This is a genomic window from Nostoc sp. LEGE 06077 (assembly GCF_015207705.1).
In the GTDB taxonomy this organism is placed as follows: Bacteria; Cyanobacteriota; Cyanobacteriia; order Cyanobacteriales; family Nostocaceae; genus Nostoc_B.
The window spans coordinates 45,945-64,046 of record NZ_JADEWI010000024.1 but is presented as its reverse complement, the minus strand read 5'-3'; the positions used below and the strand labels follow the sequence as shown (position 1 = coordinate 64,046).

Here is an 18,102-nt window from a genome sequence, read left to right as displayed (position 1 = left end):
CATCCTTCAGAATTTTCCCTGACCAAGCCCAGGGATATCAGGACAAAAACTATGGCGACAACAAGACTCAAAACTGTATATCAAGAGACAATCGTCCCCAAACTCACGAATCAGTTTCAATACACCAACGTTCATCAAGTACCGAAGGTGATCAAGGTTACTATTAACCGGGGTTTGGGCGAAGCAGCACAAAACGCTAAAGCACTAGAAGCTTCTATCAACGAAATTGCACTGATTACTGGTCAAAAACCTGTAGTGACAAGGGCGAAGAAAGCGATCGCTGGCTTTAAAATCCGTCAGGGTATGCCTGTAGGAATTATGGTAACTCTCAGAGGTGAGAGAATGTATGCCTTTCTCGACCGCCTCATCAGCTTGACACTGCCTAGAATTCGTGACTTTCGGGGCATTAGTCCTAAAAGCTTTGACGGTCGCGGCAACTATACTCTAGGCGTAAGAGAACAGCTAATATTTCCAGAAGTCGAATACGATAGCGTTGATCAAATTCGTGGTCTGGATATTTCCATCATTACTACAGCAAAAAATGACGAAGAGGGCCGCGCTTTACTCAAAGAATTGGGAATGCCCTTTCGCGATCAATAAGTTCATCTAAAGAGGGAACGATGGCGGCTAACGACACAATTGCAGATATGCTGACGCGCATCCGCAATGCGAATATGGCAAGGCATCAAACAACACAAGTGCCAGCCACTAAAATGACCCGTAGTATTGCTAAAGTGCTACAGGAAGAAGGATTTATTTCGGAATTTTCAGAAACCGGAGAAGGCATAAAACGTCATCTGGTGGTTTCCTTAAAATACAAGGGTAAAAATCGCCAACCTTTGATTACCGCTTTGAAAAGAGTGAGCAAGCCTGGGTTACGCGTTTATTCCAACAGAAAAGAATTACCCAGAGTGCTAGGCGGCATCGGTATTGCCATTATTTCCACATCTAGTGGCATCATGACCGACCGTGAAGCTCGCCGTCAGAACTTGGGTGGTGAAGTGCTTTGCTACGTCTGGTAGAAGTTATAAAGTCAAAAGTCAAAAGTCAAAAGTCAAAAGCCTTTACTGTTGACTTTAGACAAAGAACAAAGGACAAAAGATCATGTCTCGTATTGGTAAACGACCAATTACTATTCCCGCCAAAGTGCAAGTCACCATTGATGGCACAAAGGTTTTGGTAAAAGGCCCCAAAGGTGAACTGTCACGAGATCTACCTGTTAACGTGACAGTTAGCCAAGAAGGGGAAACATTGCAAGTAGTTCGGAAAGATGATTCCCGCACCTCCCGCCAATTGCACGGTTTAAGCCGGACATTGGTTGCCAACATGGTAGAAGGAGTTTCCCAAGGTTTTCAGCGTCGTTTGGAAATTCAAGGGGTAGGTTATCGCGCTCAAGTGCAAGGGCGTAACCTAGTTTTAAACATGGGTTTCAGCCATCAAGTAAACATTGAACCACCAGAAGGAATTCAGTTTGCTGTAGAAAACAACACTAATGTCATAGTCAGTGGCTATGACAAAGAAATTGTAGGTAATACAGCTGCTAAAATTCGTGCTGTCCGACCACCAGAACCTTACAAGGGTAAAGGTATTCGCTATGCGGGTGAAGTAGTCAGACGCAAAGCTGGTAAGACCGGAGGTAAAGGTAAGAAGTAAACATGAAACTTACTCGTAGAGAATCAAAACAGCGTCGTCATCGCCGCGTCCGTGGCAAGGTCAACGGTTCTCCAGAACGCCCACGCCTAGCCATATTTCGCTCTAACGAACATATTTACGCACAAGTAATTGATGATACCCAGCATCACACTTTAGTGGCGGCATCAACTTTAGACACAGAGTTGAAAGCGAATTTAGCTTCTGGTGCTAACTGCGAAGCATCCGCGCAAGTTGGGAAATTAATTGCAGTCAGAGCCATTGAAAAAGGCATTACTAGAGTAGTTTTTGATCGGGGTGGTAACTTGTATCACGGTCGAATCAAAACACTGGCTGAAGCCGCACGCGAAGCTGGGTTGGATTTTTAAAGTCATTAGTCATTAGGAGCCAGTGTTTTGGGGAGACAGCGCTGTAGGAGGGTTTCCCGACTTAAAGCGACTGTCGTCGGCGAAGCCGACTTGTAGCAACTGGTATTCATTTGTCATTGGTCATTAGGTAAATGACAAAGGACAAATGACAACTGACAAATGACAACTGACAAATGACATTAAGAGAGCATGAATTATGGCAACAGGTCGTCGTAAAGCTAATCGCGCAAAAAAAGAAGAAACTAACTGGCAAGAGCGCGTAATCCAAATCCGGCGTGTGAGCAAGGTCGTTAAGGGTGGTAAAAAACTCAGCTTCCGAGCTATCGTCGTCGTGGGTAACGAACGTGGTCAAGTTGGGGTTGGAGTAGGTAAAGCCTCAGATGTAATCGGTGCTGTTAAAAAAGGTGTAGCCGATGGCAAAAAACACTTAATTGACATTCCGATTACAAAATCTAATTCTATTCCCCATCCGATTGATGGTATTGGTGGTGGTGCTAAAGTGATTATGCGTCCAGCCGCACCTGGTACTGGTGTAATCGCTGGTGGTGCTGTGCGGACTGTACTGGAATTAGCCGGAGTTCGCAACGTTTTAGCTAAACAACTCGGTTCTAACAACCCACTCAATAATGCTAGAGCCGCCGTCAATGCTTTATCTACATTGCGTACTCTTGCTGAAGTTGCTGAAGATCGTGGTATTGCTATTGAAAAACTCTACATTTAGTAGAGATCCACTTACAAATTTCTTGTAAAAAATACTAATAACATCATGAGACTCAACGATGTTAAGCCTCAAAAAGGCTCGAAAAAACGCCGTCGCCGTGTAGGTAGGGGTATTTCTGCTGGTCAAGGTGCCAGTGCTGGTCTCGGTATGCGAGGTCAAAAATCTCGTTCTGGTAGTGGTACTAGACCAGGTTTTGAAGGTGGTCAGCAGCCATTGTACCGCCGTATACCCAAGCTGAAAGGCTTTCCACTTGTGAATCGCAAGATTTACACTACGATAAATGTAGAGAAGTTAGCCTCTCTTCCAGCCAATACAGAAGTAACATTGGATTCCTTAAAAGCCGTAGGTATTTTAACCTCTGTCAAGGGTTCATTGAAAATTTTGGGTAATGGGGAATTGAACGTTGCCCTCAACGTCAAAGCGGCAGCTTTCACAGGTCAAGCTCGTAGCAAAATTGAGGCAGCTGGAGGAAGTTGTGAAGTTTTAGAGTGAAGCCCAACCGCGCACTTAAATACCTGCCAACTCCCTTCCAGTGCCTGGTTCACGAAAAAGGTAGCACTCTATGATCAGTCGAGATAAAGCCCCAACGGCTCAAGAAACTTTTATGCAGATGGCGCAAGCAGCTGGGCTGAGAGGCAGGCTGCTTGTAACTGTCGGTATTTTAATTCTGGTTCGGCTAGGTATCTTTCTGCCTGTACCAGGAATCGATAGAACTAGATTTCACGAAGCCATTTCTGGTAGCAATTCCATATTTGGGTTATTGGATATCTTTTCTGGGCGTGGACTTTCGACTTTGGGAGTCTTTGCTTTAGGAATTTTGCCCTTTATCAATGCGTCTATTATTATCCAATTGCTGACTGCGGCGATCCCATCTTTAGAAAATTTACAGAAAAATGAAGGTGAAGCAGGACGGCGGAAAATTTCGCAAATTACACGTTATGTGACTGTAGGCTGGGCAATTCTCCAAAGTACGGCGTTTTCGGCTTTATTTCTGCAACAGTTTGCCTTGACTCCAGGCCCACTATTTGTAGCTGAAACTGCGATCGCTCTTACCGCAGGTTCTATGTTCGTTATGTGGGCATCCGAACTGATCACAGAACGAGGTATTGGTAATGGTGCATCACTGTTGATTTTTGTCAACATTGTTGCTTCACTACCGAAATCTCTAGGCGACACCATCGACTTAGTGCAAGTTGGCGGTAGAGAAATTGTGGGTCGGGTAATTGTACTAGTTTTGGTTTTCCTAGCAACCATTGTTGGGATTGTATTTGTGCAAGAAGGTATTCGCCGCATCCCCATCATTTCGGCTCGTCGTCAAGTCGGTCGGAGAGTATTGGCAGAACAGCGAAGCTATCTGCCCCTACGCCTCAATTCTGGCGGTGTTATGCCGATTATTTTTGCAGCGGCCATCCTCAGTTTGCCACTGTTAATTGCTAACTTCACTAAGAACCCTGAATTGGCGAATATCGTCAATACCTATCTCAGTCCTGGTGGTTCTGCACCTTGGGTTTATGCGCTGGTTTACTTAACATCGATTGTTTTCTTTAGCTACTTCTACTCTTCATTGATTGTTAACCCAGTTGATGTAGCTCAGAACTTAAAAAAAATGGGTTCGAGTATTCCCGGAATTCGCCCAGGTAAAGCTACAAGTGAATATATCGAGCGGGTAATCAACCGCTTAACTTTTTTGGGAGCTATATTTTTAGGCTTGGTGGCAATCATTCCTACTGCTGTGGAAAGTGCGTTGAAAGTACCAACCTTTAAAGGATTAGGTGCTACTTCACTGTTAATCCTAGTTGGTGTAGCAATTGATACCGCTAAACAAGTCCAGACTTACGTTATCTCTCAGCGTTATGAAGGAATGGTGAAACAATAGTGACGCGACTAATCTTCTTGGGGCCACCTGGAGCGGGTAAAGGAACTCAAGCTCAAGTTTTGGCAGAACACCTGCAAATTCCTCATATTTCCACTGGAGAAATATTGAGGCAAGCGATGAAAGAGCAAACTCCTCTGGGAATTAAAGCTCAAAGTTATGTTGATAGTGGTGAGTTAGTTCCTGATCAGTTAGTGCAAGACTTAGTGGAAGAACGCTTAAACCAACCAGATGCAAAATCTGGCTGGATTTTAGACGGTTTTCCTCGCAAAGTTACGCAAGCAGCTTTTCTAGAAGAGTTACTGACAAAAACAGCTCAAGGTGGCGAAAGGGTAGTTAACTTAGATGCACCAGATGACGTGGTGATCTCGCGTTTACTAGCTAGAGGACGAAAAGATGATGCCGAAGAGGTAATTCGCCGTCGACTAGAAGTGTACCGCAATGAAACTGCACCCTTAATTGATTACTACAGTCAACGCCAAAGGCTGCTAACAGTCAATGGTAATCAATCCCAAGAAGAAGTCACTAGTGAATTGAAAAACATTTTAGCTTCCTAGCCGAAGATTCAGGAGTAGTAATTGGGCAGTATCGTATTTACCAACCACTACTCCCAATTCCTCGCTCCCCTTTTAAAACAGAATGCAGATCAATTTTAGCTAAGATATATTAATAAGTTGTTGATATATTTCTCTAATTGTGTTCAGTTGCAGATTAATGCTGCTGCAATTGAACGGAAAATTGTTGAGTTGAGGAACAAAAAAATTGTCTAAGCAAGATTTGATTGAAATGGAAGGTACAGTTACTGAGTCCTTACCAAACGCGATGTTTCGCGTTGATTTGGACAATGGTTTTAATGTACTAGCACACATTTCTGGAAAGATTCGCCGCAACTACATCAAGATTTTGCCAGGCGATCGCGTCAAGGTTGAATTAACTCCCTACGACCTGACAAAAGGCCGAATTACCTATAGATTGCGGAAAAAATAATTAAATCCAGAAAAAATTAGTTATATGTGAAGGATCGTACCATAAAATCAACTTGTTGGGGGTTCTCATTTACTTAACTGTAATATTTTTCCAGAAATGCTATAATTTTATATTTGGAGTCAATTACGAAAGGCATGAAAGTCCGAGCCTCTGTCAAAAAAATTTGTGAAAAGTGTAACGTGATTCGCCGTCGTGGTCGCGTTATGGTGATTTGCTCCAACCCCAAACACAAACAACGTCAAGGATAACACTCTCAACATTTGGGAGTTAATCGTGACTGGGAAAAATCACCACAAAAATTCCAGATGTGGACTATCAACCACATCTTAGCTAAGAGAAATTGCGAGAACAACAGGGAGAGATTCATTGTGGCACGTATTGCCGGCGTAGACCTGCCACGCGATAAGCGCGTTGAGATTGGTCTGACTTACATTTATGGAATTGGGTTATCAAGGTCGCAGGAAATTCTTGCGGCTACAGGTGTCAATCCCGACACCCGCGTTAAAGACTTAAGTGATGCCGATGTCGCAACCCTACGTGCAGAAATAGAAAGTAACTATCAAGTAGAAGGTGACTTGCGGCGCTTGGAAGGCATGAACATCAAGCGCTTAATTGATATTGGTACCTACAGAGGTCGCCGACATCGGATGGGTTTACCAGTCAGGGGGCAAAGAACTCGTACTAATGCTAGAACCCGTCGTGGGAGAAGGCAGACAGTGGCTGGTAAGAAAAAGGCTCCTGGCAAATAATTGTTCATTGCTTGCTCATCTGAGCAAGTTTTCCCTTAAATTAACTAAACAAATATGGCGAGACAACCAACTAAAAAAACTGGGAGTAAAAAGCAAAAGCGGAACGTACCCAACGGACTTGCTTATATCCAATCTACTTTCAACAATAGCATTGTCACCATCACCGATCAAAATGGTGATGTCATTTCCTGGGCAAGTGCAGGTTCCAGTGGTTTTAAGGGAGCTAAAAAGGGAACTCCCTTTGCCGCACAAACCGCAGCGGAAAGTGCTGCCCGCCGAGCTATTGATCAAGGAATGCGTCAAATTGAAGTGATGGTCAGTGGCCCTGGTGCAGGTAGAGAAACTGCAATTCGCGCCCTTCAAGGAGCAGGACTGGAAATTACACTTATTCGGGATATTACTCCAATTCCTCATAATGGTTGCCGTCCACCAAAGCGCCGCCGAGTCTAGATAGAACCTGTAAGGAAACAAAGACAAGAAGTTTAATCAAAAATTCACATCTAAATAGCTACTCAGGCTTTGATGTGAATACTAAATAACTTCTGATGGCTTAGGCGTTAAAAAGCCAGTTAGCTCTTCTCAGGGGGAGAGCTACTGTACTTTCTAAAACGCCATATATATGGATAATCGCCCCTGAATCAGGAGATCCGATACAGCCTGGGATTTTGGCAGTTTGATCAACCTGAAGAAAGTTCAGGGCAAAAGTAAATTGAATAGGCAATTAATTGCTAGCAGCACCTTAATCAAGGGAGGCTACTCCGTGGCGCAGTTTCAAATTGAATGTGTAGAGTCTAGTACAGAGGAAAGTCGGAGCCATTACAGTAAGTTTGTCTTAGAACCCCTAGAGCGTGGTCAAGGCACAACTGTTGGTAATGCACTCAGACGGGTGTTACTGTCAAATTTGGAAGGAACAGCTGTTACCGCAGTACGAATTGCGGGTGTAACACACGAGTTTGCCACAGTTCCTGGTGTGCGGGAAGACGTGCTAGAAATCTTGATGAGAATGAAAGAAGTTATTCTCAAAAGCTATTCTTCCCAAGCCCAAATTGGCAGATTGCTTGTTACTGGGCCAGCAACAGTGACAGCAGCCCATTTTGATTTACCTAGTGAAGTAGAAGTCGTTGATCCTACCCAATATGTTGCTACCCTGGCTGAGGGCGGTAAGCTGGAAATGGAATTTCGGATCGAACGAGGCAAGGGTTATCGCACTGTAGAACGAGGAAGAGAAGAAGCTACATCTTTGGACTTCTTGCAAATCGACTCGGTATTTATGCCAGTGCGAAAAGTTAACTACAGTGTTGAAGAAGCACGGGTAGATGGCTCAATTACAAAAGACAGACTGTTATTAGAAGTTTGGACAAATGGCAGTCTCTCTCCTCAAGAAGCACTATCTTCAGCAGCCAGTATTCTGGTAGATTTATTCAACCCGCTGAAAGATATTTCTTTAGAACCAACAGATATTGGTTCGGATATTCCAGACGACCCAACCGCTCAGATCCCCATCGAAGAATTGCAACTTTCTGTGCGCGCATATAACTGTCTCAAACGCGCACAAGTTAATTCTGTGGCAGATTTATTGGATTTTACCCAAGAAGATCTGTTAGAAATTAAAAACTTTGGTCAAAAATCAGCGGAAGAGGTTGTAGAAGCCCTGCAACGACGTTTGGGGATTACCCTACCGCAAGAAAGAAGCTCCAAACACAACTAAAGCAAAACCTTTCATAGTTCATAGTCCACTATTATGCGTCACCGTTGTCGGGTTAAAAAACTTGGTAAACCAGCTGACCAGCGTCGCGCTCTCCTGCGTACCTTAGCCACTGAGCTAATTCGTCATGGTCGAATTACCACCACTTTGATTAGAGCGAAAGCCCTGCGAAGTGAAGTAGATAAAATGATTACCTTAGCTAAAGACGGCTCTTTAGCATCACGTCGGGCAGCTTTAGGTTACATATACGATAAACAACTGGTTCATGCTTTGTTTGAGCAAGCTCCTACTCGGTATGGTAATCGCAGTGGTGGTTACACCCGCATTCTGCATACTGTACCTCGGCGTGGAGATCATGCGGAAATGGCAATTATTGAACTGGTGTAAGTAAGTCAAAAGTCAAAAGTCAAAATTATTTAGACGAATGACGAATGACACAAAATTTGTATGCAAGAAATTAGCCAGCCTAAACAAACTCAAAGAGTAGCCTTGGTAATTCAATACCTAGGAACTCATTTTCATGGCTGGCAACGGCAAAAGGCACAGCGGACAGTTCAAGAAGAAATCGAAACAGCGATCGCGAGTATTCTTGGTTATCATGTGACACTGCATGGTGCAGGACGTACTGATGCTGGAGTTCATGCTGCTGCACAAGTAGCCCATTTCGATGCTACAGGTTTAATTCCGCCTCACAAATGGGCAACCGTTCTCAATAGTTATCTGCCGCCAGACATTATCATCAGAGCTTCAGCAGCCGTAAGTAACGCCTGGCACGCTCGTTTTAGCGCAGCTTATCGGCGATACCGCTACACGATATACACTGAGAAACGACCCAATTTGTTCGTTAAGCCCTTCAGTTGGCATTATTATCATGAGCCGCTGGATGAATTTTTAATCCAGTCTGCCATGAAACCTCTGCTGGGTAAGCATCATTTGGCAGCCTTTCACCGTGCAGGTTCCAAGCGATCGCATTCTTGGGTAGAGGTACAAGCCGCAGAATGCGATCGCAACGGCTCATTGATTCATATTGAAATCCAAGCCGATGGATTTTTATATGGCATGGTTAGGTTACTAGTAGGGATGCTAGTACAAGTAGGCGCTGGACAGCGAACACTTGCTAATTTCACGGAAATTTGGCAAGAAGAGCGCCGAGAAGAAGTAAAATACGCCGCCCCCGCTCAAGGTTTGTGCTTGTTGCGAGTCGGCTATCCTGATTTTCCTTTTTCTGGCGATGTTTGGTATGATACGCAGCCAAAATTTAGTTTTTAGTCATTAGTCATTGGTCATTAGTAATGACTAATGACAAAGGACAAATTACAAAGGACAAACAAAAATGAGTAAAACCTACCTTCCGCCTCAAGCTTCACTTGAGCATGATTGGTACGTAGTAGATGCTACCGACCAACGTCTCGGCCGCCTCGCTACCGAAATCGCTATGATTCTCCGCGGCAAAAAGAAACCTGAATATACACCTCACATGGACACTGGTGACTTTGTGATTGTGATTAACGCCGAGAAAATTGCAGTCACAGGTAAAAAACGGACTCAAAAACTTTATCGCCGCCATTCTGGTCGTCCTGGTGGGATGAAGACCGAAACTTTTGCCAAGCTGCAACAGCGCGTACCCGAAAGGATTATAGAACAAGCAATTAAAGGTATGCTACCTAAAAATAGCTTGGGTAGACAGTTGTTTACCAAGCTCAAAGTTTATGCTGGGCCGACACATCCCCACGAAGCTCAACAACCTAAAGAATTAAAGATTAGTACAATTCCTGGAGAAGAAAGTTAATGGTAGTAGCAGAAGCCAATAGCGGTCGTGCCGTTTACTGGGGTACTGGCCGCCGTAAATCCGCAGTCGCACGAGTACGTCTGGTGCCTGGTAGCGGTCAATTGACAGTCAATGGCAAGTCAGGGGATTTATACTTCCAATTCAATGCGAATTACTTGGGAGTCATTAAAGCGCCCCTAGAAACATTAGGCTTAGAAAGCGAATATGACATCTTGGTCAAAGCTGAAGGCGGTGGTTTGACGGGTCAAGCTGATTCGATCCGTTTGGGTGTTGCCCGTGCCTTGTGCCAACTAGACCCAGAAAATCGCTCACCTTTGAAAACCGAAGGTTATCTCACCCGTGATCCGCGAGCCAAAGAGCGCAAAAAATACGGTTTGCACAAAGCTCGGAAAGCTCCTCAATACTCAAAACGATAAGTTACTGGATTTTGGGTACGGAAAAGTCAAAAGTCAGCAGCGTTTTATCTTTTGACTTCTTCACCCGCATCTTTAACCACATCAGAAAGTTATAATTTATATAGATTCACCACAAAAGGAACAATGGCTAAACCTGATATTCATCCCCAGTGGTATCCAGATGCTAAAGTTTACTGCAACGGTAAAGTCGTTATGACTATTGGTTCTACCAAGCCAGAATTGCACGTAGACGTTTGGTCTGGAAATCACCCTTTTTATACTGGTACTCAAAAGATTATCGATACCGAAGGTCGCGTAGAACGCTTCCTGCGGAAATACGGCAAATCAAGCGAGCAAGGCTCCGGCGACAAAAAGAAAAAGTAGCGGTTTGGCTCTGCTGTTAACGACGACCCTGCGAATGCTGGGTCGATTGTCATTTTTTGAGCCAAGTTGTTATTTGAAGGAGCGATCGCTTTTATGGCTGAAACATACCTGCTGGAGAAATTAAAATCTGTTGAACAAACCTTTAATGAACTGACACGCCGCCTTGCTGACCCAGATACCGCAAAAAACCCAGATGAGTATCAACAAATAGCTAAGGCTCGTTCTTCTTTGGAAGAGGTAGTGAATACCTATGAAACTTGGAAAATAGCCCAAGAAGACTTAATTGGAGCGCGTCAGGTTTATAAAGAAGCCGCCAGTGACCCAGAAATGCAAGAAATGGCCGCAGTGGAAGTTAGTGAATTAGAAGAAAAAATAGCATACTTAGAAGCTCGCTTAAAAGTATTATTACTCCCCCGCGATCCCAATGATGAAAAGAATATCATGTTGGAAATTCGTGCTGGAACTGGTGGTGATGAAGCGAGTATCTGGGCTGGCGACTTGATGCGGATGTATACTCGTTATGCTCAAACTCAAGGTTGGAAAGTTTCCCTAGTCAGTGAATCTTTGGGAGAAATGGGCGGTTGGAAAGAAGTCATTTTAGAAATTAAAGGTGACAACGTTTACAGCCAGTTAAAGTTTGAAGCTGGAGTGCATCGCGTACAGCGTGTACCAGTCACCGAGGCTGGTGGACGGGTTCACACATCTACAGCCACGATCGCAATTATGCCAGAAGTGGATGAGGTGGAAATTCACATTGACCCCAAAGATATTGAAATGACCACGGCTCGTTCTGGCGGTGCTGGTGGACAAAACGTCAACAAGGTGGAAACAGCCGTTGACTTAATGCACAAACCAACAGGAATACGAATTTTCTGTACAGAAGAACGCAGCCAGTTGCAAAACAAAGAACGGGCGATGCAAATTTTGCGGGCGAAACTGTACGAAATGAAGTTACGCGAACAACAAGAGGAAGTAACTTCCATGCGGCGATCGCAAGTTGGTACAGGATCGCGATCGGAAAAGATTCGCACTTATAACTATAAAGATAACCGCGTCACCGACCACCGCTTAGGTCAAAACTTCTCCTTAAACCCTGTTCTGGAAGGTGATTTAGAGACTGTGATTCAATCTTGCATCTCTCAAGATCAGCAAGAACGGTTAGCGGAGTTAGCAACTTCTGGAAATATGAACTAACCTTGGTTTTGAAAATTAATTTAACTGAAAACCGTCTGGTGTGTTTTTATCTTTAATGCACAGACGGTTTTTTAAGTTGAACTTGTTTCAGCAAATATACATAGTTACACACATATAAATAGTTTTAAAATGGTGAGCATTAAATTTTTATAGGTGCAGCTATGTCCTTGCTACGTAACGAACCTTCAGATTGGCAATCTAATGCAGAAACATCTTATATACCTATTTATCATAAAGGTAGTTTAGTTGGTTTCTTTAAGCAAGAATATGTGAATGAAATTCTTTATTTTTTAAATGAAGAAGAAGTTTTAAAAAAAGCTCTCAAAAAAGCTTGTAGTGATTTACTAAAAAAGACTGGTGGCGATACAAGTAAGGTTAATTATTTAGTACAAAAATATATCAAAGTTAGTGAACGTCCTAAATATGGGACAAGAGCGATCGCACTGTTATTACAAGAGCGACAAAAAGAACTTGACCTCAACAATCAGGAATTTGCTAAATTCTGCGATACTTTTAAAATTTCTCCTCCAGAACTCAATAATATTTATGCTGGAGAACCTATTGATGATAATTTGTTAGCACCGATATCACGAGTATTAGGGATATCGAAAGAACGCGTCCAAGAAGTGCGGGATGGTGAAGAAGCACAAACAGGTACATAATTATTTATGTAAAATTATCTCGTCTTATCCATCTGTGAAAACAGACAGCGTATTTTACCGCCTATTTCAAGAATTTCCCGATATCTTCTTTGAACTGATTGGGGATTCTCCTGATACTGCTAGTATTTACCAATTTTCGTCAGTTGAAATTAAACAAACAGCATTCAGAATTGATGGTGTATTTGTTCCGAATGTTGCAATGGATCAGCCAATTTACTTTGTGGAAGTGCAGTTTCAAGCAGATACAAAGATTTATTCGCGCTTGATTGCCGAAATATGCTTATATTTGCGTCAAAATCAGCCTGTCAATGATTGGAGTGCTGTTGTTTTATACCCAAGCAGAAGTGTAGACACAGGAGATATCAAACACTACAGAGAATTTTTTATCAGTCAGCGAGTTAGGCGTATTTATCTGGATGAATTAAGCTCTGAACCATCACTACCAATTGGCATTGCAACTGTTAAATTAATTGTCACATCTGAAGACACGGCAATCATAGAGGCTAGGGAGTTAGTAGAAAGGACAAGATTAGAAATAAACTCACCAATAAAACAACAGCAATTATTACAATTAATAGAGACTATCTTGTTATACAAGTTTCCCACGATGACTAAAGAGGAGATGGAGAAAATGTTTAGCATCAGTGAATTAAAAAATACCAGATATTTTCAGGATGTTTTTCAGGAAGGGAAGGAAGAAGGTCAGCGTCAAGAAAAGCTAAGAATGGTCGCTCGCTTTTTGAAACTAGGTTTGACAGTGGAACAAGTAGCGGAGGAGCTTAGTTTAAGTATTGAAGAAGTAAAGCAAGCTGCACAAAATTTGTAAGTAACCAAAATTCAGTGGTAGTTGAGGTTAATTACAACTTACTAGGAGGAATTCTTGGTTAATTTTTGTTAATATTGGACACGGTGTTGGTACTTCGTCCTTAACTATCTATTTCCTACCTGAGAGAAACTCGATGCTGCGACTCGAACATATCAGTAAAATTTATCCAACAGGCGAAGTCCTCAAGGATATCAACTGGGAAGTCAAACCAGGCGATCGCATTGGCTTAGTCGGCGTTAACGGTGCGGGAAAATCTACCCAGTTGAAAATTATCTCTGGGGAAATGGAACCTACCGCTGGCGAAATCATTCGTCCTGCTAGTTTACATATCGCTTACCTCAATCAAGAGTTTGAAGTCGATCCCAGCCGCACCGTTAGAGAAGAATTTTGGACAGTATTTAAAGAAGCAAACGAAGTACAGTTATCTCTGACGCAAGTGCAACACGATATGCAAACTGCGACACCAGAGGAACTGGATCGACTAATTCACAAGTTGGATCGTTTGCAGCGTCAGTTTGAAGCTTTGGATGGTTACGGTTTAGAAGCACGCATCGGCAAGATTTTACCAGAGATGGGATTTGACCAAGAAGATGGCGATCGCCTCGTCAGTGCTTTCTCTGGTGGTTGGCAAATGCGGATGAGTTTGGGTAAAATTCTGCTGCAAGCACCCGATTTACTGCTGTTAGACGAGCCGACAAACCATTTAGACTTAGAAACCATCGAGTGGCTAGAAACTTACCTCAAAGGCTTAACAACGCCGATGGTGATAGTTTCCCATGACCGAGAATTTTTAGACCGCCTCTGCACGCAAATTGTCGAAACTGAACGTGGTGTTTCTAGCACTTACCTCGGTAACTACACGGCGTACTTGCAACAAAAAGCCGAAAATCAATCAGCACAACTGAGTGCTTACGAACGTCAGCAAAAAGAACTGGAGAAACAACAAGCCTTTGTTGATCGATTCCGCGCCAGTGCTACCCGCAGTACCCAAGCCAAAAGCCGGGAAAAACAATTAGACAAAATTGAGCGCATCGAAGCACCCATTGGTGGAGTCAGAACTCTGCATTTTCGGTTTCCTCCAGCACCTCGCAGTGGACGGGAGGTTGTGACCATCAAGGATTTAACTCATACCTACGATGATAAAATCTTATTTCTGGGAGCGAATCTGCTGATTGAAAGAGGCGATCGCATTGCCTTTTTAGGCCCCAACGGTGCAGGAAAATCTACCCTATTGCGAATAATTATGGGTACGGAACCAGCCACCGAAGGTACTGTTAGCTTAGGTGATCATAATGTGATTCCTGGTTACTTTGAGCAAAATCAAGCCGAAGCTTTGGACTTGAAAAAGACAGTTATGGAGACTATTCATGATGAAGTTCCTGACTGGAAAAACGAAGAAGTCCGCACCCTTCTAGGCAAATTCTTATTCACTGGTGACACTGTATTTAAATGTGTTGAAGCCTTAAGTGGAGGAGAAAAAGCACGTTTAGCCTTGGCAAAAATGCTCTTGCGTCCAGCCAATTTGCTGATTTTAGATGAGCCTACCAACCATCTAGATATTCCCGCAAAAGAAATGTTGGAAGAAGCTCTGCAAAACTATGATGGGACGGCAATTGTAGTTTCCCACGACCGTTATTTTATTTCTCAGGTAGCTAACAAAATTGTGGAAATTCGGGATGGTGAATTCCGAGTTTATTTAGGAGATTATCACTACTACCTGGATAAAATCGCTGAAGAAAAAGAACAAGCAAAATTAGATACTATAGCTGCGGAAAAAGCTGCTAAGAAAGCAGCCAAAGCGGCCAAGGCTGGCAGTAAGAAAAAATAAAATATCAAGTTAGTAGTAGCATCCTAGGTTTACTACTAACTGATTAACCAACATGGAATATCACAAAATATATGTAACAGTTGCAAAAAGTAAAAAAAATCTAAAAAATCTCTCAATAAGTTATAAAACAAGTTAATAAGCAGAAATTCACTTGCAGCTGTGGTTAGCAGTGGTATCATTCGGGTATTACAAAAAGTAAAGGGCAATTTTATTATGACCAAGGCACCTGTTGCTCCTGTGGTGCTAGTCATTTTAGACGGATGGGGCTACTGCGAGGAGACGCGAGGAAACGCTATTGTGGCGGCGAAAACGCCGATTATGGACAGCTTGTGGGTGGCGTACCCGCACACCCTCATCCGCACATCAGGAAAAGCCGTAGGCTTGCCAGATGGTCAAATGGGTAACTCAGAAGTTGGTCATTTGAATATTGGCGCTGGGCGAGTTGTTCCACAAGAGCTTGTACGCATCTCCGATGCAGTAGAAGACGGTTCAATCCTCAGTAACCCTGCACTGGTCAAAATTTGCCAGGAAGTTCGTTCTCAAAATGGCAAGTTGCACTTAGTGGGTCTTTGTTCTGATGGAGGGGTACACTCGCATATCACCCACCTGTTCGGACTACTTGACTTAGCCAAGGAACAGCGAATTTCAGAAGTTTGTATCCATGCGATCGCTGATGGTCGGGATACTTCCCCCAGCGAAGGGATCAAAGCGATTCAACAACTGCAAGATTACATCGATCGCGTGGGAATTGGACGCATCGCTACCCTCAGCGGCCGTTACTACGCGATGGATCGCGATCGCCGTTGGGATCGAGTCAAACGGGCTTATGATGTCATGACCCAAGATGGCGCAGGCGATGGGCGCACAGCTGTACAAGTCTTGCAAGCATCTTACGCCGAAGGGGTGACAGACGAGTTTATTAACCCAGTTCGCATTGCTCCTGGTGCAGTTGAACCAGGAGATGGGGTAATATTCTTTAACTTCCGCCCTGACCGTGCTAGACAATTAACTCAAGCCTTTATCAGTTCTGAATTTACAGGCTTTGAACGCAAGCAAATTCAGCCAATATCCTTTGTTACTTTTACCCAGTACGATTCAGACCTACCAGTAACAGTAGCTTTCGAGCCGCAGAATTTAACTAATATTCTCGGTGAAGTAATTGCGAATCATGGTCTGAAACAGTTGCGTACTGCGGAAACCGAAAAATACGCCCACGTTACTTACTTCTTTAACGGCGGTTTAGAAGAACCTTTTCCAGGGGAAGACCGAGAACTGGTTAGTAGTCCAATGGTAGCGACCTACGACAAAGCCCCAATTATGTCAGCCGCCGCCGTCACAGATGTAGCGATCACTGCCATTCAAAAAGGTATATACTCTCTCGTTGTGATTAACTATGCTAACCCAGACATGGTAGGGCATACTGGTCAAATACCAGCCACAATCACCGCCATTGAAGAAGTTGATCGCTGCGTGGGTCGCCTTTTAGAAAGCATTATCAAAGCCGGCGGAACAACAATTATTACCGCCGACCACGGCAATGCTGAGTATATGCTAGATGAAGAGGGTAATTCCTGGACGGCGCATACTACCAACCCAGTACCCTTGATTTTGGTGGAAGGCGAAAAAGCAAAAATTCCGGGACATGGGACAAATGTCGAACTGCGTAGCGATGGCAACCTGGCCGACATTGCACCCACCATTCTGGATATTTTACAGCTGCCTCAGCCACCAGAAATGACCGGGCGATCGCTCGTCAAACCAATTGAATTTGACATAAAACGCGATCGTACCCCTATGCCAATTGGTCTGTAAAAAGTGCTGAGTTGAAAATGCTGAGTGCTGAGTAATTTTGACTTTACATAGCACTCAGTCCTCAAAACTGATGATGGTAAGAATATTGGGAGTTAAGAGTTATCAAGTAATGAACTAAAATCTTTGTCACCCTTAACTTCCCACATCTTTTTTCAAACCACTATAAATGAGATTGCTAACATGACAGCTACAAATATCGTACAAATTGTTTGGTCATTAGCCGCCCTTGGACTAATTGTTTTAGTATTACTGCATAGCCCTAAAGGTGATGGGATTGGTGCTATTGGTGGACAAGCCCAATTATTTAGCAGTACCAAGAGTGCAGAAAATACTTTAAACCGAATTACTTGGGCTTTGACAGTCATTTTTCTCGGCTTAACAGTGGTTTTAAGTGCAGGTTGGCTACCCAAATAAGGATAGGGAAATGGGGAAAATCGCCCTAAACCCAATGTTAAATATTAGAAAATTTCTAACAGCCCTTGTCTTAACTATAAGTACAGGGCTGTTAATTATTTTGGCGAATTTTCCATCCAGCGCCGTATCTCCACCTACCCCAAAACTTCATCCCCTACCAGCTACACTGCTTCAGTTGAAAGATAGTCAAAATAGTGGTGATTACTTTTCTCAAGTCGCAACAACTGAAGTGGGTTATTTAATTTGGTCACAATTTCCGGTTCGAGTATATGTAGAACGACCAAAAACTATTAGTAATCAACAAGCAGAAACATGGGTAAAAAGTATTGTGCAGGCTGTACAGGAATGGAGTGTTTATTTGCCTTTAACATTAGTAGAAAAGCCAGAAATTGCTGATATCAAAATTGAGAGGAAAGCACCACCATTACAATTATCACCAGATAAAAAAATTCCCCGTGCGCGTTCTGCTTTAACTACATACCAGTTGTATACCAACAATAACGTTTTATTGCACCGTTTTACTATTCTCTTGAGTCCTAGTCAGACAGGTAATTATGTCCTTGCTGCTGCACGCCATGAACTCGGCCACGCCTTGGGAATTTGGGGTCATAGTACATTACAAACTGATGCTTTATATTTTTCTCAAGTCCGCAACCCACCAACTATTTCAGCTAGAGATGTAAATACTTTGAAGCGAGTTTATCAACAGCCCACCAGCCTAGGGTGGAATTTATAAAATTTTGAA

General features: G+C 43.2%; 25 protein-coding genes. All 25 read left to right on the top strand.

Features of this window, described 5'->3' with window-relative positions; all coding sequences use genetic code 11:
• Positions 1-51: 51 nt before the first annotated feature.
• Positions 52-600: a 50S ribosomal protein L5 gene (gene rplE / locus IQ244_RS16680; RefSeq protein WP_193896003.1), complete on the top strand. Its 549-nt coding sequence runs from the start codon at positions 52-54 to the stop codon at positions 598-600.
• Positions 601-620: 20 nt separating this feature from the next.
• Positions 621-1,022, top strand: coding sequence for a 30S ribosomal protein S8 (gene rpsH, locus IQ244_RS16675; protein ID WP_193896001.1), 402 nt, complete (start codon positions 621-623; stop codon positions 1,020-1,022).
• Positions 1,023-1,104: 82 nt separating this feature from the next.
• On the top strand, positions 1,105-1,653 hold the full coding sequence (gene rplF, locus IQ244_RS16670; protein ID WP_193896000.1) for a 50S ribosomal protein L6: 549 nt from the start codon (positions 1,105-1,107) through the stop codon (positions 1,651-1,653).
• Positions 1,654-1,655: 2 nt separating this feature from the next.
• Positions 1,656-2,018, top strand: a complete 363-nt coding sequence (rplR, locus tag IQ244_RS16665; RefSeq protein ID WP_193895998.1) for a 50S ribosomal protein L18 — start codon at positions 1,656-1,658, stop codon at positions 2,016-2,018.
• Between the two features lie 196 nt (positions 2,019-2,214).
• On the top strand, positions 2,215-2,739 hold the full coding sequence (gene rpsE, locus IQ244_RS16660) for a 30S ribosomal protein S5 (RefSeq protein ID WP_193895995.1): 525 nt from the start codon (positions 2,215-2,217) through the stop codon (positions 2,737-2,739).
• A 45-nt stretch (positions 2,740-2,784) separates the two neighbouring features.
• Positions 2,785-3,231, top strand: coding sequence for a 50S ribosomal protein L15 (gene rplO / locus IQ244_RS16655; protein WP_193895993.1), 447 nt, complete (start codon positions 2,785-2,787; stop codon positions 3,229-3,231).
• 70 nt (positions 3,232-3,301) lie between these two features.
• Positions 3,302-4,615 (top strand): preprotein translocase subunit SecY, encoded by a 1,314-nt coding sequence (gene secY, locus IQ244_RS16650; RefSeq protein ID WP_193895991.1) that lies wholly within the window; start codon positions 3,302-3,304, stop codon positions 4,613-4,615.
• Positions 4,615-5,169 carry an adenylate kinase gene (locus IQ244_RS16645; RefSeq protein WP_193895989.1) on the top strand — a complete coding sequence of 185 codons (555 nt, stop codon included), beginning with the start codon at positions 4,615-4,617 and terminating at the stop codon, positions 5,167-5,169. Before secY ends, IQ244_RS16645 begins: the two co-directional genes overlap by 1 nt.
• A 205-nt stretch (positions 5,170-5,374) precedes the next feature.
• Complete coding sequence (gene infA / locus IQ244_RS16640) at positions 5,375-5,599, top strand: translation initiation factor IF-1 (protein ID WP_006276978.1); 225 nt, start codon at positions 5,375-5,377, stop codon at positions 5,597-5,599.
• 134 nt (positions 5,600-5,733) lie between these two features.
• Positions 5,734-5,847, top strand: coding sequence for a 50S ribosomal protein L36 (rpmJ, locus tag IQ244_RS16635; RefSeq protein WP_015113411.1), 114 nt, complete (start codon positions 5,734-5,736; stop codon positions 5,845-5,847).
• A gap of 120 nt (positions 5,848-5,967) precedes the next feature.
• Positions 5,968-6,348: a 30S ribosomal protein S13 gene (gene rpsM, locus IQ244_RS16630; RefSeq protein WP_193895987.1), complete on the top strand. Its 381-nt coding sequence runs from the start codon at positions 5,968-5,970 to the stop codon at positions 6,346-6,348.
• 54 nt (positions 6,349-6,402) lie between these two features.
• The gene (gene rpsK / locus IQ244_RS16625; protein WP_015113409.1) at positions 6,403-6,798 is read left to right on the top strand and encodes a 30S ribosomal protein S11; all 396 of its coding nucleotides are present in this window, start codon (positions 6,403-6,405) and stop codon (positions 6,796-6,798) included.
• 310 nt (positions 6,799-7,108) lie between these two features.
• Positions 7,109-8,056: a DNA-directed RNA polymerase subunit alpha gene (locus IQ244_RS16620; protein ID WP_193895985.1), complete on the top strand. Its 948-nt coding sequence runs from the start codon at positions 7,109-7,111 to the stop codon at positions 8,054-8,056.
• Between the two features lie 33 nt (positions 8,057-8,089).
• Positions 8,090-8,440 carry a 50S ribosomal protein L17 gene (gene rplQ / locus IQ244_RS16615; RefSeq protein WP_193895983.1) on the top strand — a complete coding sequence of 117 codons (351 nt, stop codon included), beginning with the start codon at positions 8,090-8,092 and terminating at the stop codon, positions 8,438-8,440.
• 60 nt (positions 8,441-8,500) lie between these two features.
• Positions 8,501-9,322 carry a tRNA pseudouridine(38-40) synthase TruA gene (truA, locus tag IQ244_RS16610; RefSeq protein WP_193895981.1) on the top strand — a complete coding sequence of 274 codons (822 nt, stop codon included), beginning with the start codon at positions 8,501-8,503 and terminating at the stop codon, positions 9,320-9,322.
• A 64-nt stretch (positions 9,323-9,386) separates the two neighbouring features.
• Complete coding sequence (gene rplM / locus IQ244_RS16605; RefSeq protein ID WP_193895979.1) at positions 9,387-9,842, top strand: 50S ribosomal protein L13; 456 nt, start codon at positions 9,387-9,389, stop codon at positions 9,840-9,842.
• Positions 9,842-10,258 carry a 30S ribosomal protein S9 gene (gene rpsI, locus IQ244_RS16600; RefSeq protein WP_015113404.1) on the top strand — a complete coding sequence of 139 codons (417 nt, stop codon included), beginning with the start codon at positions 9,842-9,844 and terminating at the stop codon, positions 10,256-10,258. The genes rplM and rpsI overlap by 1 nt, the downstream gene beginning before the upstream one ends.
• 123 nt (positions 10,259-10,381) lie before the next feature.
• Positions 10,382-10,621 (top strand): 50S ribosomal protein L31, encoded by a 240-nt coding sequence (gene rpmE / locus IQ244_RS16595; RefSeq protein ID WP_190588753.1) that lies wholly within the window; start codon positions 10,382-10,384, stop codon positions 10,619-10,621.
• 93 nt (positions 10,622-10,714) lie between these two features.
• Positions 10,715-11,815, top strand: coding sequence for a peptide chain release factor 1 (gene prfA / locus IQ244_RS16590; protein ID WP_193895977.1), 1,101 nt, complete (start codon positions 10,715-10,717; stop codon positions 11,813-11,815).
• A 161-nt stretch (positions 11,816-11,976) separates the two neighbouring features.
• On the top strand, positions 11,977-12,477 hold the full coding sequence (locus IQ244_RS16585) for a hypothetical protein (RefSeq protein WP_193895975.1): 501 nt from the start codon (positions 11,977-11,979) through the stop codon (positions 12,475-12,477).
• Positions 12,478-12,511: 34 nt separating this feature from the next.
• The gene (locus IQ244_RS16580) at positions 12,512-13,303 is read left to right on the top strand and encodes an Rpn family recombination-promoting nuclease/putative transposase (protein ID WP_193896052.1); all 792 of its coding nucleotides are present in this window, start codon (positions 12,512-12,514) and stop codon (positions 13,301-13,303) included.
• Positions 13,304-13,436: 133 nt separating this feature from the next.
• Entirely contained in the window at positions 13,437-15,131 is a 1,695-nt protein-coding gene (locus tag IQ244_RS16575) for an ABC-F family ATP-binding cassette domain-containing protein (protein WP_193895973.1), read from the top strand.
• 213 nt (positions 15,132-15,344) lie between these two features.
• Positions 15,345-16,943, top strand: a complete 1,599-nt coding sequence (gene gpmI, locus IQ244_RS16570) for a 2,3-bisphosphoglycerate-independent phosphoglycerate mutase (RefSeq protein WP_193895971.1) — start codon at positions 15,345-15,347, stop codon at positions 16,941-16,943.
• Positions 16,944-17,123: 180 nt separating this feature from the next.
• The gene (secG, locus tag IQ244_RS16565; protein WP_193895969.1) at positions 17,124-17,357 is read left to right on the top strand and encodes a preprotein translocase subunit SecG; all 234 of its coding nucleotides are present in this window, start codon (positions 17,124-17,126) and stop codon (positions 17,355-17,357) included.
• A gap of 10 nt (positions 17,358-17,367) precedes the next feature.
• Positions 17,368-18,093 carry a peptidase gene (locus tag IQ244_RS16560; protein WP_193895967.1) on the top strand — a complete coding sequence of 242 codons (726 nt, stop codon included), beginning with the start codon at positions 17,368-17,370 and terminating at the stop codon, positions 18,091-18,093.
• The last annotated feature ends 9 nt before the right edge of the window (positions 18,094-18,102 follow it).

What these genes read in the sequence shown, in the direction of transcription:
- rplE (WP_193896003.1), top strand. Translation starts at nt 52, where the DNA reads ATGGCGACAACAAGACTCAAAACTGTATATCAAGAGACAATCGTCCCC.
- rpsH (WP_193896001.1), top strand. Translation starts at nt 621, where the DNA reads ATGGCGGCTAACGACACAATTGCAGATATGCTGACGCGCATCCGCAAT.
- rplF (WP_193896000.1), top strand. Translation starts at nt 1,105, where the DNA reads ATGTCTCGTATTGGTAAACGACCAATTACTATTCCCGCCAAAGTGCAA.
- rplR (WP_193895998.1), top strand. Translation starts at nt 1,656, where the DNA reads ATGAAACTTACTCGTAGAGAATCAAAACAGCGTCGTCATCGCCGCGTC.
- rpsE (WP_193895995.1), top strand. Translation starts at nt 2,215, where the DNA reads ATGGCAACAGGTCGTCGTAAAGCTAATCGCGCAAAAAAAGAAGAAACT.
- rplO (WP_193895993.1), top strand. Translation starts at nt 2,785, where the DNA reads ATGAGACTCAACGATGTTAAGCCTCAAAAAGGCTCGAAAAAACGCCGT.
- secY (WP_193895991.1), top strand. Translation starts at nt 3,302, where the DNA reads ATGATCAGTCGAGATAAAGCCCCAACGGCTCAAGAAACTTTTATGCAG.
- rpmJ (WP_015113411.1), top strand. Translation starts at nt 5,734, where the DNA reads ATGAAAGTCCGAGCCTCTGTCAAAAAAATTTGTGAAAAGTGTAACGTG.
- rpsK (WP_015113409.1), top strand. Translation starts at nt 6,403, where the DNA reads ATGGCGAGACAACCAACTAAAAAAACTGGGAGTAAAAAGCAAAAGCGG.
- rplQ (WP_193895983.1), top strand. Translation starts at nt 8,090, where the DNA reads ATGCGTCACCGTTGTCGGGTTAAAAAACTTGGTAAACCAGCTGACCAG.
- truA (WP_193895981.1), top strand. Translation starts at nt 8,501, where the DNA reads ATGCAAGAAATTAGCCAGCCTAAACAAACTCAAAGAGTAGCCTTGGTA.
- rplM (WP_193895979.1), top strand. Translation starts at nt 9,387, where the DNA reads ATGAGTAAAACCTACCTTCCGCCTCAAGCTTCACTTGAGCATGATTGG.
- rpsI (WP_015113404.1), top strand. Translation starts at nt 9,842, where the DNA reads ATGGTAGTAGCAGAAGCCAATAGCGGTCGTGCCGTTTACTGGGGTACT.
- rpmE (WP_190588753.1), top strand. Translation starts at nt 10,382, where the DNA reads ATGGCTAAACCTGATATTCATCCCCAGTGGTATCCAGATGCTAAAGTT.
- prfA (WP_193895977.1), top strand. Translation starts at nt 10,715, where the DNA reads ATGGCTGAAACATACCTGCTGGAGAAATTAAAATCTGTTGAACAAACC.
- IQ244_RS16585 (WP_193895975.1), top strand. Translation starts at nt 11,977, where the DNA reads ATGTCCTTGCTACGTAACGAACCTTCAGATTGGCAATCTAATGCAGAA.
- IQ244_RS16575 (WP_193895973.1), top strand. Translation starts at nt 13,437, where the DNA reads ATGCTGCGACTCGAACATATCAGTAAAATTTATCCAACAGGCGAAGTC.
- gpmI (WP_193895971.1), top strand. Translation starts at nt 15,345, where the DNA reads ATGACCAAGGCACCTGTTGCTCCTGTGGTGCTAGTCATTTTAGACGGA.
- secG (WP_193895969.1), top strand. Translation starts at nt 17,124, where the DNA reads ATGACAGCTACAAATATCGTACAAATTGTTTGGTCATTAGCCGCCCTT.
- IQ244_RS16560 (WP_193895967.1), top strand. Translation starts at nt 17,368, where the DNA reads ATGGGGAAAATCGCCCTAAACCCAATGTTAAATATTAGAAAATTTCTA.